This window comes from Stenotrophomonas sp. SY1 (assembly GCF_021202945.1).
In the GTDB taxonomy this organism is placed as follows: domain Bacteria; phylum Pseudomonadota; class Gammaproteobacteria; order Xanthomonadales; family Xanthomonadaceae; genus Stenotrophomonas.
In genome coordinates, this window is record NZ_JAJOYR010000001.1 from 1,615,028 (window position 1) to 1,629,724 (window position 14,697).

The 14,697-nt window shown below is 65.5% G+C and carries 16 protein-coding genes; 7 read left to right on the plus strand and 9 right to left on the minus strand.

Translation table 11 applies throughout. The features are described from left to right. Positions 1-9: 9 nt before the first annotated feature. The 5 genes from LR961_RS06650 to LR961_RS06670 all read right to left on the minus strand — a co-directional run bounded on the left by LR961_RS06650 (position 10) and on the right by LR961_RS06670 (position 4,416). Entirely contained in the window at positions 10-786 is a 777-nt protein-coding gene (locus LR961_RS06650; RefSeq protein WP_232147624.1) for a hypothetical protein, read from the minus strand. A gap of 374 nt (positions 787-1,160) precedes the next feature. Continuing rightward, complete coding sequence (locus LR961_RS06655; protein WP_232147625.1) at positions 1,161-2,369, minus strand: OprO/OprP family phosphate-selective porin; 1,209 nt, start codon at positions 2,367-2,369, stop codon at positions 1,161-1,163. Between the two features lie 169 nt (positions 2,370-2,538). Next, positions 2,539-3,177, minus strand: coding sequence for an endonuclease III (nth, locus tag LR961_RS06660; RefSeq protein ID WP_232147626.1), 639 nt, complete (start codon positions 3,175-3,177; stop codon positions 2,539-2,541). A 95-nt stretch (positions 3,178-3,272) separates the two neighbouring features. Next, positions 3,273-3,623 carry a hypothetical protein gene (locus LR961_RS06665; protein WP_232147627.1) on the minus strand — a complete coding sequence of 117 codons (351 nt, stop codon included), beginning with the start codon at positions 3,621-3,623 and terminating at the stop codon, positions 3,273-3,275. Positions 3,624-3,633: 10 nt separating this feature from the next. After that, positions 3,634-4,416, minus strand: coding sequence for an enoyl-CoA hydratase-related protein (locus LR961_RS06670; RefSeq protein ID WP_232147628.1), 783 nt, complete (start codon positions 4,414-4,416; stop codon positions 3,634-3,636). Between the two features lie 168 nt (positions 4,417-4,584). Between LR961_RS06670 and LR961_RS06675 the strand changes: the two genes are divergently transcribed. The 4 genes from LR961_RS06675 to LR961_RS06690 all read left to right on the plus strand — a co-directional run bounded on the left by LR961_RS06675 (position 4,585) and on the right by LR961_RS06690 (position 8,163). Next, entirely contained in the window at positions 4,585-5,286 is a 702-nt protein-coding gene (locus LR961_RS06675) for an FKBP-type peptidyl-prolyl cis-trans isomerase N-terminal domain-containing protein (RefSeq protein ID WP_232147629.1), read from the plus strand. A gap of 197 nt (positions 5,287-5,483) precedes the next feature. Beyond that, complete coding sequence (locus LR961_RS06680) at positions 5,484-6,299, plus strand: CoA pyrophosphatase (protein ID WP_232149245.1); 816 nt, start codon at positions 5,484-5,486, stop codon at positions 6,297-6,299. Continuing rightward, positions 6,296-7,195: a sulfurtransferase gene (locus LR961_RS06685; RefSeq protein WP_232147630.1), complete on the plus strand. Its 900-nt coding sequence runs from the start codon at positions 6,296-6,298 to the stop codon at positions 7,193-7,195. Before LR961_RS06680 ends, LR961_RS06685 begins: the two co-directional genes overlap by 4 nt. Positions 7,196-7,248: 53 nt before the next feature. Next, the gene (locus tag LR961_RS06690) at positions 7,249-8,163 is read left to right on the plus strand and encodes a DUF1684 domain-containing protein (RefSeq protein WP_232147631.1); all 915 of its coding nucleotides are present in this window, start codon (positions 7,249-7,251) and stop codon (positions 8,161-8,163) included. A gap of 75 nt (positions 8,164-8,238) precedes the next feature. Here LR961_RS06690 and LR961_RS06695 read toward each other — a convergent pair whose 3' ends face one another. After that, positions 8,239-8,823 (minus strand): N-acetylmuramoyl-L-alanine amidase, encoded by a 585-nt coding sequence (locus tag LR961_RS06695; protein WP_232147632.1) that lies wholly within the window; start codon positions 8,821-8,823, stop codon positions 8,239-8,241. Positions 8,824-8,874: 51 nt separating this feature from the next. Here LR961_RS06695 and LR961_RS06700 point away from each other — a divergent pair, with 51 nt between their 5' ends. From LR961_RS06700 to LR961_RS06710, 3 genes are all read left to right on the plus strand, one after another. Continuing rightward, positions 8,875-9,402, plus strand: a complete 528-nt coding sequence (locus LR961_RS06700) for a YqiA/YcfP family alpha/beta fold hydrolase (protein WP_232147633.1) — start codon at positions 8,875-8,877, stop codon at positions 9,400-9,402. 138 nt (positions 9,403-9,540) lie between these two features. Continuing rightward, positions 9,541-11,682 (plus strand): bifunctional 23S rRNA (guanine(2069)-N(7))-methyltransferase RlmK/23S rRNA (guanine(2445)-N(2))-methyltransferase RlmL, encoded by a 2,142-nt coding sequence (gene rlmKL, locus LR961_RS06705; protein ID WP_232147634.1) that lies wholly within the window; start codon positions 9,541-9,543, stop codon positions 11,680-11,682. 31 nt (positions 11,683-11,713) lie between these two features. Beyond that, complete coding sequence (locus LR961_RS06710; RefSeq protein WP_232147635.1) at positions 11,714-12,238, plus strand: GNAT family protein; 525 nt, start codon at positions 11,714-11,716, stop codon at positions 12,236-12,238. Positions 12,239-12,400: 162 nt separating this feature from the next. Here LR961_RS06710 and LR961_RS06715 read toward each other — a convergent pair whose 3' ends face one another. From LR961_RS06715 to LR961_RS06725, 3 genes are read right to left on the minus strand one after another with little or no spacing between them, the layout of a single operon-like run. Beyond that, the gene (locus LR961_RS06715; protein WP_232147636.1) at positions 12,401-12,736 is read right to left on the minus strand and encodes a DUF3325 domain-containing protein; all 336 of its coding nucleotides are present in this window, start codon (positions 12,734-12,736) and stop codon (positions 12,401-12,403) included. Beyond that, entirely contained in the window at positions 12,733-14,355 is a 1,623-nt protein-coding gene (locus LR961_RS06720; RefSeq protein WP_232147637.1) for a PepSY-associated TM helix domain-containing protein, read from the minus strand. The genes LR961_RS06715 and LR961_RS06720 overlap by 4 nt, the downstream gene beginning before the upstream one ends. Next, entirely contained in the window at positions 14,352-14,678 is a 327-nt protein-coding gene (locus LR961_RS06725) for a DUF3649 domain-containing protein (RefSeq protein ID WP_232147638.1), read from the minus strand. The genes LR961_RS06720 and LR961_RS06725 overlap by 4 nt, the downstream gene beginning before the upstream one ends. Between the last annotated feature and the right edge of the window lie 19 nt (positions 14,679-14,697).

Genomic DNA, 14,697 nt, shown 5'->3' on the forward strand with positions numbered 1-14,697 from the left:
GAAATCCACTCAGAAGTCGGCTTCGATCGCCTTCGGCAACGGGTAATGACGGCCTTGTGGGCGCAGGAGATAGCGTTGTTCAGGCAGGTTGCGGCGCTCCTCGACGCATTCGCCGGCGGCATCCTCGTGATTGAGAATGGCTGCGCTGCGTTCGCGCACCCGCAGCTCGGCCAAGCCGTGCGCGGGAATGGGCCCGATCTCCACGGTGCGGCTGAGCTCATGGAACTCGCCCGCGCAGCGGGTATCCCACTCGCCGCCAAAACGAGCGACCACGATCTGCCCGGTGACCGGCTCGATCCTGTCCTTGTCCAGCACGAAAAGCTGCAGGCGGGTGTCGTTGAACGGGTTGGGCTGCGAGGAGCCGCTGCGGCCAATACGCACGCCGAACGCGCGCACGTCGGCCGAAAGCCGATAGCGCGCGGTGTCCAGGCTTACCTCCTCACTGCGGATGGCGTCGCTGCTCATCATGCCGGGCAGGCGCAGGGTGGCACGTGGACGCAGCGTGGCCGTATCCACCACCAGCAGATCCAGGTCGCCGTCCTGGTAGGCGCCGCTTTCCTCTTCCGGGCCAAGCACGGGCACGGCCATCAGGGTCAGTGTCGTGTCCGCCGGCCACACACGGCAGATGCCCTGCTCGGCATTGAGTGGCGTGCCTTGCGGTAGCGGGAGTGCACCCGCCGGCAGTTGTGCATAGGCCTGGCGGATGCGCCCGGCACTGTCGGCGCCACAGTCCTGGGCCAGGGCGGTGACAGGTAGGGCGAGCAACATCAGCAGCGCCAGGCGCATGGATCAATCCTTTGAAGAGCGGAGTGGAGGATAGCCTGCCGCTGGGGCCGTCGGCCTGTGGGCAGGAGCCGCGTGTGCGGATTGTCTGAAACGCCTGCACCGGACATTGCATTGCACAGCCTGCTTGCGGCGCGGGGTTGCACAAAGGATTGTCGTGCAGGGTGGTCCGTGCGGGGATGCCGGGGCGCGCCGTGCCCTGGCCCGCGAAATCGAATGACAGCCGGGGCAGCAAGACCTGCGGCGACGATGCCGGGCTGGGAGCAGCGGCGGGTACGGCGCCCGGTTGGTGGCTCTGCCCGCGCCAGCGAAGCGGGCAGGGCACAAACAACGAACGCCCCTTGCGGGGCGTTCGTTGTATTGCTTGCAACCAAGGCTTACCAGAAGAACTGCAGACGCGCTTCCAGGATGTTCGGCTTGTCGCTCACATAGCTGCGTGCGCTGGAGCTGTACTTCTTGCTGTCGACCATCACGTAGTTCAGCGAGGCCTTGAAGTTGGAACGCCAGTACCAGTTGGCGCCGACGGTCCAGATGTCCATCTTGCCGCCCAGCACGCCATCCACGATCGGCGGACGACCGGCCACCGGGTTGGCGTTCAGGCCACCGTCGTTGAGGTCGATATGGTCAAAGCGTGCAGCCAGCTGCCACATGCCACGGCCCGGCTCGTCCGGCAGGCCCAGGCTCGGGGTGCCGCCCTTGTAGCCCCAGGTCTCGCCGGTGACATTCCACACGCCGCTGACATAGAAACCGTCGGTGCTGTAGTTGTCATGGTCGTAACGCTTGACCTTGGAGGTGTAGTACTCGCCCTGTGCCTTGAACGGGCCGCGCACGTACATGGCTTCGGCGCCAATGGTGCTGATGCGGTCGCTGTCCTTCAGGTCGCCGCTGTCGACCAGGCGCACGGTGGCCAGGTCGGCGTTCGGGCGGGCGCGCCAGCGCAGGGTATCTGCGTCGGTGTCATAGTCGACGTAGCTCAGACCCAGGTGCAGGATGTTGCCCTTGTCATTGATCGGGGCGAAGGTGCCGCGCAGGCCGTAGCCGCTGCCGTGGGCCAGGTCGCGGGTCAGCTCGCGGCCGAAGGCCGAAGCGTTGATCGACCAGTTGCTGTCACCGACGCCATAGCCGACGCCGAGGCGACGTGCCACTGCATAGGTGTTGGTAACGGTGGCCTTGGAGATGAAGTCGTTGTTCTTGGTGCTGGACAGTTCTTCCAGGCTGTTGGGCTGCTTGTACTGGCCCACCTGCAGGAAGTGGTTGCTGTTGCCGCCGAGCTTGTACTTGGCGTTGGTGTCCAGGAACTTGTCGGCCTTGGCGTCGTAACCCACTACCCATTCGATGTTGCCCGGGCCCTTGCCCTTGAGCACCAGCTCGGCGCGGCGCAGTTCGAACTCGCTGTCCTTGCCGTTCTTGGCAACGCCGTTGAGGTCGGCCTTGTCGTTGTCGAACCAGTTGCCGTCAGCCTGCACCAGGCCTTCAAAGGTGATTTCGGAACCGCCAATGACGTCGATGGCGACTTCGGCGTGTGCGGCTGGCACAAACAGCGCCGCCGCAACGGCTGCAGTGAGGAGTTGGCGATGCAGTTTCATGGATGGATAGCCTTGCAGGCAGGTTGAGGATGCTGCGAAGGCTAGAAGGTAAAGATTGCGTAAATGTGACAGTCCAGCGACTTGCTGTGCCCCGCGCGGCGTCGACGTCCACGTAGTGGACAGGTGGGCTGTTACCGGCAGGTGTCGCGCAGATGGCAGTCGGCCGCGTTCAGGCGGCGGCCGTTTTGTCCTTGAAGTGGCACAGATCGCGGATCACACATTGCGGGCAATCGGGTTTACGCGCCTTGCACACGTAACGGCCGTGAAGGATCAGCCAGTGATGTGCGTCCAGCAGGAATTCTTCCGGGATGACCTTGAGCAGGCCATCTTCCACCGCGCGCACATCCTTGCCCGGGGCCAGGCCGGTGCGGTTGGCAACGCGGAAGATGTGCGTATCCACCGCCATCGTCGGTTGCCCGAAGGCGGTGTTGAGCACCACGTTGGCGGTCTTGCGGCCGACGCCGGGCAGGGCTTCCAGGGCGGCACGGTCAGCGGGGACTTCGCCGCCGTATTTTTCCACCAGGATCGCGCAGGCGGCGATCACGTTCTTGGCCTTGGCATTGAACAGGCCGATGGTGGCGATGTATCGCTTCAGCCCTTCCTCGCCCAGGGCAATGATGGCCTGGGCGGTGTTGGCCACCGGGAACAACTTGCGTGTGGCCTTGTTGACGCCGACATCGGTGGCCTGCGCCGACAGCGTGACTGCCACCAGCAACTCGAATGGTGTGCTGTATTCCAGTTCGGTCTTCGGGTGCGGGTTGAGCTCGCGCAGGCGCGTGAACATTTCGCGCACCTGATCGCGGTTCATGCGCTTGCTGCCACGTGGCGTTGATGGCTTCTTCACTTGTGTTGCGACTTTGCTCGCGGCCTTTTTCACAGCAACTTTCTTCATGACAACCGTGCTCATGCCTGCGCCTTCCCGGCAGCGCGAGCCTTGGCGCGCGCAAGAATCGCCGCCGCTGCCGAGGGCAGGGCAGGCTTGCTGTCCAGCGCCGGCGGTGGCGCGCGCCGGGCGTCGCGCTCGGCCGCACGCTTGGCCAGCCGCGCATCGCGGGCGCGGTGGCGCTCGCGTGCGGCCCAGGCGAACTGCAGGCGCTGCTGTGCATCGAGCAGCGTTCGCGATTGCGCCGGGGTGAGCGTGCCCTCACCCGGTTGCAGGATGTAATCCATCAACCCGGCTTGCACGGCGGCGTCCAGGTTGTCGTCAAGAACGAACTGCAACAGCTGTTGCGGTGTGGCGGGGACGGCGGACATCGATGGTGGCTCAGCGGTTCTTGAATTCCGGCTTGCGACGCTCGAGGAACGCAGTGGTGCCTTCGCGCATGTCTTCAGTGGAGAACGCCAGGCCGAACTGCGCGCTTTCGTATTCCAGGCCCTCTTCAATGCCGCACTCACCGCCGACGTTGATCGCATCGAGGATGCCGCGCAGCGCCAGCGGCGCCGCGTTGGCCAACTGGGTGGCGATCTTCAGGGTTTCCGCTTCCAGCTCTGCGGCTGGCACCACACGGTTGACCAGCCCCAGTTGTTCGGCACGGGCGGCGTCGATCGGCGCGCCCAGCAGGCACAACTCCAGCGCTGCCGAACGGCCGGCCAGACGTAAGAGCCGCTGGGTGCCGCCGAAGCCCGGCAGCAGGCCGAGGTTGATTTCCGGCTGGCCTACCTTGGCGCTGTCGGCGGCGATGCGCAGGTGGCAGGCCATGGCCAGCTCCATGCCGCCGCCGAGCGCGAAGCCGTTGACCATGGCGATCACCGGCTTGTTCAGGCGCTCGATCCTGCGCATCAGGCGCTGGCCGATCAGCGAGAAGTCACGACCCTGAACCGGGCTGAGCGCGTTCATTTCAGCAATATCGGCCCCTGCGACAAAGGCCTTGGGACCGGCACCGGTGAGGACCACCACCCGTACATCATCGGCCTGGCTGGCCTCGGCGAAGGCCGCATCGAGGGCTTCCAATGTCTGCCGATTCAATGCGTTGAGCTTTTCCGGGCGCTGCACGGTGATGGTGCGAATGCCGTCGCGGGTGCTGATCGAAACCGGTACATCGGACATGCAACTAAGCTCCTGAAACGTTAAAAAAAAGTGAGCAAGGAACTATCGGCGGCCGGTGTTTGTCACAGCATGCGACGTCAGTGGCGGCCGAGCTTTGTGACGGCTATCCTAACCCGTCGCCTCATGCGGCATGGTTGCCCTGAGACACCTTTCCTGGAGAACTGTTTGATGAAGTTGCGTTCTATCGCGGTCGCCGTGGCCGCACTGGCCCTGACCGGCACTGCATTCGCCCAGGACGTCTCGTCCGAGAAGGGCAAGCTGAGCTATTACTTCGGTTACGACTACGGCAACAACCTGGCCGAACTCACCGGCCGTGGCGAGCAGCTGGATATCGCTTCGGTGGTCAAGGGTCTGCAGGATGCCTACGCCAAGAAGCAGCCGGCAATCACCGCCGACCAGCTCAAGCCGGCCGTCGAAGCCTTCCAGCGTCGTGAGCAGGGTCGTGCCCAGGCTGCCAAGGCCGAGTACGAAAAGGCTGCCGCTGAAAACAAGACGCGCAGCGACCAGTTCCTGGCCGCCAACAAGGCCAAGGCCGGCGTGCAGAGCCTGGCCAGCGGCGTGCAGTACCGCGTGATCGAAGCCGGTAGCGGCGCCAAGCCGACCCAGGCCAGCACCGTCGCGCTGGAAGTGGCCGGTCCGTTCCCGTACGGCCAGCGTCCGACCGAAGCCCGCCCGGCCCAGTCGATTCCGTCGATCAAGCTCAGCGAAGTCGAAATGGCTGCCATGCGCGAAACCCTGCTGCAGATGCCGGCTGGCGCCAAGTGGGAAGTCACCCTGCCGCCGGACAAGGCCTACGGTGCAGACCCGCGCACCCCGTTCCCGCCGAACGTGGCTGTGCAGTTCGAAATCAAGCTGGTCAGCGTCAAGTAATTCACGCGCGCCAGTTGCGTTGAAAGGAAGCGCCGATGCGGAAGCATCGGCGCTTTTTTATTTGCTGGAGTTCAGCGACCCCAGGCGGCAGTCCCGAAGCATCGCGTGACACGCCCGAGCTTGAACTTTCGGTCAGAATCGCGCTTTGTCATCTGCTTGCCCTGTCCGCTGGCAGGTCCCCGCGCTACGCTACGCCGATGGTTGAACTATCGGATTCAAAGGCGCCTGTCGTAGCCAGTCCCTGCATCGGTATCTGTGCCCTGGATAGTGCGGGTTATTGCCGCGGTTGTTGGCGCACTGGCAACGAGATCGGGAGTTGGTTGCGGATGAGCGAAGCAGAGCGTGATCGATTGATTCACAAGGTGCTGCCCGCCCGGGCAGAGGAAGCCCTGGGCTTTGCCACGCAACTGGTCGGGCGTGAGCGTCTTGCGCATGCGTTGCTGCCGCTGGCTGCTGCGCCGATCGGTCGCGGCTGGAATCACGATGAGCTGGAAGACCTGTTGCCGCCGGGCCCGCCCATCGAGGCGGCGGTGTTGGCGGGCCTGGTACCAAGGCCGCAGGGCACGCAGGTGCTGCTGACACGGCGGACGGAAACGCTGCGCAATCACGGCGGCCAGGTGGGATTTCCCGGCGGACGCGTGGACAAGCTTGACCGCAATGTCCTGGCCACCGCGCTACGCGAGAGCAACGAGGAAATCGCGCTGGGCGCAGGGCAGGTGCAGGCGCTCGGCTATCTGGAGCCGTTCGTCACCATCACCGGTTTTCGGGTGACCCCGGTCGTGGCGGTGATCGACCCGGCCTTCATTGCGCGGCCGCAGCCGTCCGAGGTGGCCGAGGTGTTTGAAGTCCCGTTGGATTACCTGATGGACCCGGTCAACCTGCGCGAGGTTGCCTTCGAACACGGTGGCCGGCCGCGCCATGTGCTCGAGTACAGTTGGCCGGGGCAGCGCATATGGGGCGCCACGGCTGCCATTCTCTACAATCTGCGGCGGCGACTGGAGCAAGTGAGATGAATCGGATCGAGCGACCGTGGACCACCCTTGTCGATGTCCCCAGCCTGGCGGCGCTGGATGACCAGCGTTTGCGCGTGGTCGATGCGCGCGCCACCGCCAGTACCGCGGTGCGGGTGATGGATGCGCGGTTCTCGTTGGCCGATGCGCAGTCCGGTGCCGCGCAGCATGCCGCCGGGCATATTCCCGGCGCGTTGTATGCCGACTTGAACCGCGATCTTTCGGATCTGTCGCGGCAGGGACATGGCCGTCATCCGCTGCCGGACAGCGCGGCGTTTGCGGCCACGCTTGGGCGATGGGGCATCACTCCGGACACGCAGGTGGTGGTTTACGACGCAGCCGATGGCAGCATGGCTGCCGCGCGCCTGTGGTGGCTGCTGCGCCTGATCGGCCATCAACAGGTTGCCGTGCTCGATGGCGGGTTGGCCGCATGGCAGGCGGCAGGCCATGCGCTGGAGACGGAGATGGCGGGCGTGGAGCCGGCACCGGCCTATCCCGGCCAGTTCGATCTGAGCCAGGTGGTCAGCGCCGATCAGCTGCAGGCGCGTTTGTCGCAGCCCCCGGGCTGGTTGCTGGATGCACGCGCCGGAGAACGTTATCGCGGTGAAGTGGAACCACTGGATCGGGTGGCCGGGCATGTGCCCGGTGCGCTCAACCGGCCGTTCGGCATGAACCTGCGTGATGGCCGTTTCCGTCCCGCGCAGGAATTGCGCGCCGAGTTGCAGCCGCTGCTGTCAGGTTACGAACCTGGGCAGGCGGTGCTGATGTGCGGTTCGGGCGTGACTGCCTGTCATCTGCTGCTGGCGTTGGAACATGCCGGCCTGCAGGGCGCGAAGGTGTTTGCCGATTCGTGGAGTGGCTGGTCCAGCGACTCCGCGCGTCCGGTGGCGGTTGGCTGATGCGTTGGCGCGTGCGTGGGGGCACGCGGCCGGCTTCTTTCACGGGGGAAAGCATGCGTCCAGCAAAATGGATTGGCACGGTGGTCCTGCTGCTTGCGCTGGGGGCGTGCAAGCAACAGGGGAATCCGTTCGTGGTCGACGCGCGGCAATATCACCGCGAGATCGAGCAATGGCGTTCACAGCGTCTGGCGCAGCTGCGCGCGGCCGATGGCTGGCTCAGCTATACCGGTTCGGGAAAGCTCAAGCCCGGTCATTATCTGGTGGGCAGCGCGCCTGACAACGACATCCAACTGCCGGGAGGGCCGCCCCAGTTGGGGGCGTTGGAGGTCAGCAGCGAAGGCGTGGTGCAGATCGAGGGCAACGCCGGTACTGGTGCCACGTTGAATGGACAGCCGCTGCGGCAGGCCAAGCTGCGTACTGCGGTGAGCGGCGTGCAGGGTGCCAGCCGTGTCCAGCTGGGCGGGGCGGAGTTCTACCTGGTGCGCTTCGGCAAGGTGCTGGGCTGGCGCTATCGTGATGCCGATTCGCCGCGTCGCCGCAACTTTCGCGGTATCGATCATTTTCCGGTGGATCAGCACTGGCGCGTAGTGGCACGTTGGCAACCGTTTCCCGAACCCCGCCAGACGGTGCTGTTGACCTCGATCGGCACGCCGGTATCGACGGTTGTGCCGGGCGAGCTGGTGTTCGAGGTGGACGGCCGCAGCTATCGCCTGTTGCCGACGTTGAACCAGAACGGGCCGGTGTCGCAGCGGTTGTTCATTCCGTTCTCCGACCGTACCAGTGGCCGCGAAACCTACGGCGGCGCGCGCTATCTGTACGCGGCACTGCCGCAGCAGGACGGCAAGGTGGTGCTGGATTTCAACCGTGCTGAGAACCCGCCGTGTGCGCTTACGCCGCATGTGGTCTGCCCGATCGCTCCGGCCGTCAACCGGCTTGAGCTGGCCGTGACCGCTGGCGAACGGTTCTAGAGCACCGGTTGCTGGCCGCATTGGAAACGGCATTCCGGTACGCGTTGCTGCCGGGTGCCTCGACCTGCCCGGAGGCTAGACCCCGCCGTTACTGCCTGCCGCATCAAACGGCTTCAGTGCAACGGCATGGAGCACCACGTCCCACGGGAACATCGGGCCGGGGTCCAGCTTGCGTCGCACACGCTGGCTGGCGTCATCGCTGGCCGCTTCGGTGGCGGTATCCAGCTGCTCATGGCCGGCGATCCAGCGCAGTGACGGCAGCGCATCAGGCAGCCACTGCAGCAGACGCACCAGCGCGGCGATCTGCGCTTCGGTGTAGGGCTCGCGCATGTGCTGGTTGTCTGAATCGAACCAGTTCGGCCAGCGGCCGGTGTTGACCAGTTCGATGCCGACCGAGCGTGGGTTGATGCCGCGCACGTGATGGGCGATGCGGTCCAGTGCCACGTATTGCAGGATGCTGCCGTCGCGATCGATGTAGTAATGACCGCTGTTGCCGGTACCGCTGTCGTAGAGGGCGCGTTCGCCGTATTCACGGGCGGTGGCCAGGTCCGGCAGCTCGGTGCAGTGGATCACCACCAGGTCGATGTCGGACAGGGGGCGACTGACCAGCAGGCTTTCGTAGGGCAGCGGCGCGGCGGTGATCGGAGGCGGCAGTGGCATGGGGGGATGCTAGCATTCGCGCATGAAATTCGATCATTGCGAGCGGTTGCCATGAGCCGCGGCCATTGCATTCTTTCCCACGGTTTCGAGAGCGGCCCGGAGGCGACCAAGGTCACCGCGCTGGCGGACGTGGCGCAGCGGCTGGGCTGGAGCCATGAGCGCCCGGATTACACCGACCTGGATGCGCGTCGTGAAATCAGCTCTGTTGGCGATGTGCCGGCGCGCCTGCAACGCTTGATCGAGCGGGCCAGCGACATGGCTGCCCGCGGACCGCTGGTGCTGGCCGGGTCCAGCCTGGGTGCCTATATTTCGGCGATCACTTCGCTGCAGGTGCCGGTCAAGGGCCTGTTCCTGATGGTGCCGCCCACCACCATGGGGCCGATGCCGGCGCTGGACGCCGCGGCGGTGCCGATCAGCGTGGTGCATGCCTGGGGCGATGAGCTGATTCCGGCGGCCGAGGTCATCCGCTGGGCCGGCGAGCGCTCTGCGCGGCTGCTGATGGTCGATGACGAACACCGCTTGAGCCGCCATGTCGAGGCCTCGGCGCAGGCCTTCGAGGCCCTGCTGCGCTCGCTCTGAGGGCGTTTCCCGCCCCGGCGGCGGGGCTTTCCCAGCGCCGTGACCGGCAACTGCCTACAATGGCGCCCCTGGATGCCCTCCGGGGCCGGCCACCGTGCCCGCCCGCATCCCTTCCTTTCTGACAGCTGATCCGATCCCGTGAAATTCTTTGTTTCCTGTGCCAAGGGCCTTGAGTACCTGCTCGCCGACGAACTGCTGGCGATGGGCCTGCCCAAGGCCACCGCCACCATTGCCGGTGTCAACGCCGAAGGCGAGCTGCGTGACGCCCAGCGCGTGGTGCTGTGGTCGCGCGTGGCCAGCCGCGTGCTGTGGCCGCTGCAGGAATTTGATTGCCCGGACGAGGCTTCGCTCTACCAGGGCGTGGTGACGATGCCGTGGGAGCAGCACCTGGATGCGGAACTGACCCTGTCGGTGGACGCGCATGTGTCCGGCACCGCCATCACCCATGCGCGCTTCGCCGCCCAGCGGGTCAAGGACGCGGTGGTTGACCGTCTGCGCGGTGAAGGCATGGAGCGCCCGTCGGTGAACGTGGAACTGCCGGATGTGCGCATCAACATGTCGCTGCGCAAGGGCCGGGCGACGATTTCGATCGATCTGGGCGGTGGTCCGATGCACCGCCGTGGCTGGCGCATGGCGCAGAACGACGCGCCGCTGAAGGAAAACCTGGCAGCGGCGGTACTGATGCGTGCCGGCTGGCCGAAGATCCACGCCGAAGGCGGTGGCCTGCTGGATCCGATGTGCGGCAGCGGCACCTTGCTGATCGAAGGCGCGCTGATGGCGGCCGACGTCGCACCGGGCCTGCAGCGCCACGGCAGCCTGCCGCCGAGCCGCTGGCGCGGATTCGATCAGGCGCAGTGGAAGGAGCTGATGGCCGAAGCGCGCGAGCGCGAAACGGTCGGACGCGCGGCGCTGAAGCAGGTCATCCACGGCAGCGACATCGATCCGAAGGCGATCAGTGCGGCCAAGGAAAATGCTGCTGTGGCCGGCGTCGGCGAAGCCATCTGGTTCGGCGTGCGTGATGTGGCCGACATGCAGGTGCCGCCGCAGGAATACGGCTGCGTGGTCTGCAATCCGCCGTATGACGAACGTCTGGCCGCTGACGCAGCGCTTTATCGCCGCATCGGCGATGCGCTCAAGCGTGCGGTGCCGCAATGGCGGGCCAGCCTGTTGTGCGGCAGTTCCGAGCTGGCATTCGCCACCGGCCTGCGTGCGCGCAAGACCTACCAGCTGTTCAATGGCGCCATCGAATGCGCGCTGATCATCTGCGATCCGATCGCCGTACCGGCGCGCGAGAACGATGGCCAGCCGCGTGAACTCAGCGAAGGCGCGCAGATGGTGGCCAACCGCCTGCGCAAGAACCTGAAGAAGTTCAAGACCTGGTTGTCGCGCGAGGGCATCAGCTGCTTCCGTGCCTATGACGCGGATCTGCCCGAGTACGCGGCGGCCATCGACGTTTACCGTGAGGACGGTGGCAAGGGCCGCACCTTCCTGCACGTGCAGGAGTACGCCGCGCCGGCCACCATTCCGGATGTGGACGTGCGCCGTCGTCGCAACGAATTGCTCGCCGCCGCCCGTGAGGTGTTCCAGGTGCCGGCCGAACAGGTGGCACTGAAATCGCGTGAGCGCGGCAAGGGCGGCAGCAAGTACGGCCGTTTCGAGCAGCGCGGCGAGTTCATCCTGGTACGCGAGAACAACGCGCTGTTGCGGGTGAACCTGTTCGATTACCTGGATACCGGCCTGTTCCTCGACCACCGTCCGCTGCGCCGGCACATGGCCGAAGAATCGCAGGGCAAGCGTTTCCTCAATCTGTTCTGCTACACCGGCGTGGCCAGCGTGCAGGCGGCGGTGGCTGGTGCCAGTTCGACCACCAGCGTGGATCTGTCCGGTACCTACCTGCAGTGGTGCGCCGACAACCTGGCGCTCAATGGCAAGGGCGGCAGCCAGCACACGCTGGTGCAGGCCGATGCCGTCACCTGGTTGGAGTCGGAGAAGAATCGTTACGACGTGATCTTCTGTGACCCGCCGACGTTCTCCAACTCCGCGCGTGCTGAGGATTTCGACATCCAGCGCGAGCACGTGCGGCTGTTGCGTGCGGCGGTGGACCGTTTGACCTCGGACGGCGTGGTGTACTTCTCCAACAACTTCCGTCGCTTCAAGTTGGATGAGGCCGCGATTGCGGAATTCTCCGAATGCCGGGAGATCTCCGCGCAGACCATCGGCCCGGATTTCGAACGCAACGCGCGCATCCACCGTGCCTGGGAACTGCGGCGACTCGGCTGACGTGACGAGCGCAGATGGCAGGGCGTCGTTGGTGATCGTGTCTGACGGCCTGCTGCTGCGGCCGTTCGAGGACAGCGACGCCACCGTCTTCGCCGAAGCGGTGCGCGAGTCGGTCGAAAGCGTCAGCCGATGGATGCCGTGGGCGTCGCATGACTACAGCACCGTGCACGCACTGGAATGGTTTGCCGCCTGCCGTGCCCAGCGTGATGCTGGGACGGCATTGGAGTTCGGCATCTTCTGCCAGGACAGCGGCGCGTTTCTTGGCGGTGCGGGCTTGAACGAAATCCGCCGCGAGCATCGCTTCTGCAACCTGGGCTACTGGGTGCGGCAATCCCGGCAGGGACAAGGCATCGCGCCTCGCTGCGTGCGTGCGCTTGCCGCGCATGCGTTCGCCAATGAAGGGCTGCGTCGCGTTGAGATCGTGGTGGCCGTGGGCAACACCGCCAGCGAGAAGGTGGCGGTGAAGTCCGGTGCCCTGCATGAGGGAATCGCGCGCAACCGACTGGTGATCAACGATGCGTCGGTACCTGCGCATGTTTTCTCGCTGATTCCCTGACGTCGCTTGCTTGAGGCTCGCGACGCTGCATTCGGCCAGCGGCGTTGGTTTTCTCCAGGAACGGCATACGCCGGCAAGCAGCTACGGCGATTGCCGGCATGGCAGGTGCAGTTGCGCGCAGCCTGCCAACGGGGGGCACCGGCTTCGCGGCTGAAGCCGCGCCTACAGTGGCAATGACGCTGCGGCCAGCCCGGCCACCGGCAATGCCCACGCCAGCGGCGCGATCCAACGCGGTCGATACGGATACAGGCCAAAGGCCAGCAGCAGGCCGGCCACGGTCAGTGCACCCAGCCAGACCACCGGGCCCAGCGCCCAGCCATGATTCCAGACGCACAGGCCGAACACTACGGTCAGCAGGGTCCAACCCAGCCAGCGCCAGATGCGTCTGCGCGCGGCGTCGGCCTGCGCCTTGCCGTGAAGTTCCTGCTGGTGCTTCTCCATCGCCAACGACAACGTGGTGAAGGCGGAGAACGACAGGCCGATCGAAAGCAGCATCATGCCGAAGCCTCCGCTGCCAGGCTGGCCTGCTGACGGCGCTTCTTCTCCGCCGCGCTCAACGGTGGCTGCCAGTGCTGCATGCGCTTGCCGCAGTACGCCAGCACGATGCCGAACGCGACCATGAAGAGATCGAAACCGGCCAGCACCCAATCCCCATCCAGCAACGTCACGCCCAGATGCGTATGCGTGGTGAGGGCGTTGAGCAGCGGGATCAGGGCGAACATGGCCGCAGCCACGTACAGCTGCCAGGCCCACATCATCCGTTTGGGCCAGATGAAGGCCGCGAGCAGTGCGGCGGCCCAGGCGTAGAAGAAAACGTTGGCCTCGGCGTCGCTGCGTTCGGCCAGCCCGGTCGGCAACAAGCGGTTGCCCCAGAAGTAGGCGGCGAAGGCGATCGGCAGGCCAGCGACCGCGCCGATGTTCAGCGCATCCACCAGACGCAGGCCGAAGCCGATCCTGCCGGACTTGGCGTGCTTGGGCCGTTCTTTCACCGCCCATAGCACGACACCGCTGGCCACCATCAGGCAGCCGATCAATCCGGAGATGAAGAACAGGCCACGCAGACCCCAGTCGGCGAAACGCGCCAGGTGCAGGCCGTACATCACGCCGCGGGTGCTGGTCGCTCCGCCCGGTGTCGGGCTTGCCTCCAGCAGCGCACCGCTCACTGCGTCGTAGCGCAGCGATGGCGTGTCCACCGTCAGCCGTTTGCCATCGCGCTGCTGGATGTCGATGACCGCGTTGGCCGCACCTGGGCGATACAACGTAAAGCCGCTGATCTCGGCGCCATTCCATTGCGCGCGCGCGCTGTCCAGCAACTGCTGGATCGGCATCGCGACGGCGCGTCCTTCGGCCGGAGATTCGACCTCGGCCATGCGCGCGAAGGCTTCGCTGAAGAATGCATCCCCGTCCTTCGGGTAGGCCGCGTTCACGCCCCACGGCAGGTACATGAACATCAGGGTGACGATGCCGGTGTAGGTGATCATGGCGTGGTACGGCAGCGCCATCACCGCGCTGACGTTGTGGAAGTCCAGCCACGAACGCAGGCCCTTCTGCGGACGGAAGGTGAAGAAGTCCTTGAAGATTTTCTTGTGGGTGATGACGCCGGTGATGATCGCCACCAGCATGAACATCGCGCAGAAGCCCACCAGATAACGCGCCCATACAACCGGGATGTAATGCAGGTCGAAATGCAGGCGATAGAAGAAATCACCGCCGCGGGTTTCGCGGGCGGTCACTTCCTGCCCGGTGTTCGGGTCCACCGTGGCATCGCCGAAGCGGCCGCCACCCCGGCGTCGGCGCTTCTCGCCTTCCGCAGGCGGTTTGACCATTGATTCGGGGTTGCGCCAGAACATGCGCATTGCCGGGTTGCGAACGTCGGGCAGGGTCACGCTCCAGCTTTCGGCATGGGGTGCCTTGTGTTGCAGGAAGGTGATCGCGCGCGCGGCGGCATCATCGGCGCTGACCGTGCTGCGTGGCAGCTCCGGGCGCATCCAGCGGCTGATCTCGTCGCGGTAGTAACTGGCGGTGCCGGCCATGAAGATCAGCAACAGCAGCCAGCCGACCAGCAGGCCGGTCCAGGTGTGCAGCCAGGCCATGGATTGGCGGAATCCGTTCTTCATGCGCGTGCTCCGATCCACATGGCGCCCAGCCAGAACAGCGCGGTGGGAATGAGGATGCCAACCCATGCACGCAGTGCGGTGCGGGTGGCGAACGCCCACAATGCCGCGCATGCGCACAACGCAATGCCCATCAGCATGCCGGTCAGTACCGCCTGGCTGCGCGCGATGGGCAGGGCCAGGGCGAGGAACATCGAACACGTTGCCGCCAGCGCGTAGCCGCCGCCGATGGCGGCCAGCGTGCGTGACAGCACGCCCAACCACGGACGCGAGAAGAAACTGCCAAGACGGGTGTGCCAGAAGCTGGCGGAAGGCGTGCTGTCCACAGAAACCTGCAATGTCGAA

Coding starts and splice junctions, on each gene's coding strand:
- LR961_RS06665 (WP_232147627.1), bottom strand. CDS start 3,623: ATGTCCGCCGTCCCCGCCACACCGCAACAGCTGTTGCAGTTCGTTCTT.
- LR961_RS06680 (WP_232149245.1), top strand. CDS start 5,484: ATGGTTGAACTATCGGATTCAAAGGCGCCTGTCGTAGCCAGTCCCTGC.
- LR961_RS06655 (WP_232147625.1), bottom strand. CDS start 2,369: ATGAAACTGCATCGCCAACTCCTCACTGCAGCCGTTGCGGCGGCGCTG.
- LR961_RS06690 (WP_232147631.1), top strand. CDS start 7,249: ATGCGTCCAGCAAAATGGATTGGCACGGTGGTCCTGCTGCTTGCGCTG.
- nth (WP_232147626.1), bottom strand. CDS start 3,177: ATGAACCGCGATCAGGTGCGCGAAATGTTCACGCGCCTGCGCGAGCTC.
- LR961_RS06675 (WP_232147629.1), top strand. CDS start 4,585: ATGAAGTTGCGTTCTATCGCGGTCGCCGTGGCCGCACTGGCCCTGACC.
- LR961_RS06700 (WP_232147633.1), top strand. CDS start 8,875: ATGAGCCGCGGCCATTGCATTCTTTCCCACGGTTTCGAGAGCGGCCCG.
- LR961_RS06720 (WP_232147637.1), bottom strand. CDS start 14,355: ATGAAGAACGGATTCCGCCAATCCATGGCCTGGCTGCACACCTGGACC.
- LR961_RS06650 (WP_232147624.1), bottom strand. CDS start 786: ATGCGCCTGGCGCTGCTGATGTTGCTCGCCCTACCTGTCACCGCCCTG.
- LR961_RS06715 (WP_232147636.1), bottom strand. CDS start 12,736: ATGATGCTGCTTTCGATCGGCCTGTCGTTCTCCGCCTTCACCACGTTG.
- LR961_RS06685 (WP_232147630.1), top strand. CDS start 6,296: ATGAATCGGATCGAGCGACCGTGGACCACCCTTGTCGATGTCCCCAGC.
- LR961_RS06670 (WP_232147628.1), bottom strand. CDS start 4,416: ATGTCCGATGTACCGGTTTCGATCAGCACCCGCGACGGCATTCGCACC.
- LR961_RS06695 (WP_232147632.1), bottom strand. CDS start 8,823: ATGCCACTGCCGCCTCCGATCACCGCCGCGCCGCTGCCCTACGAAAGC.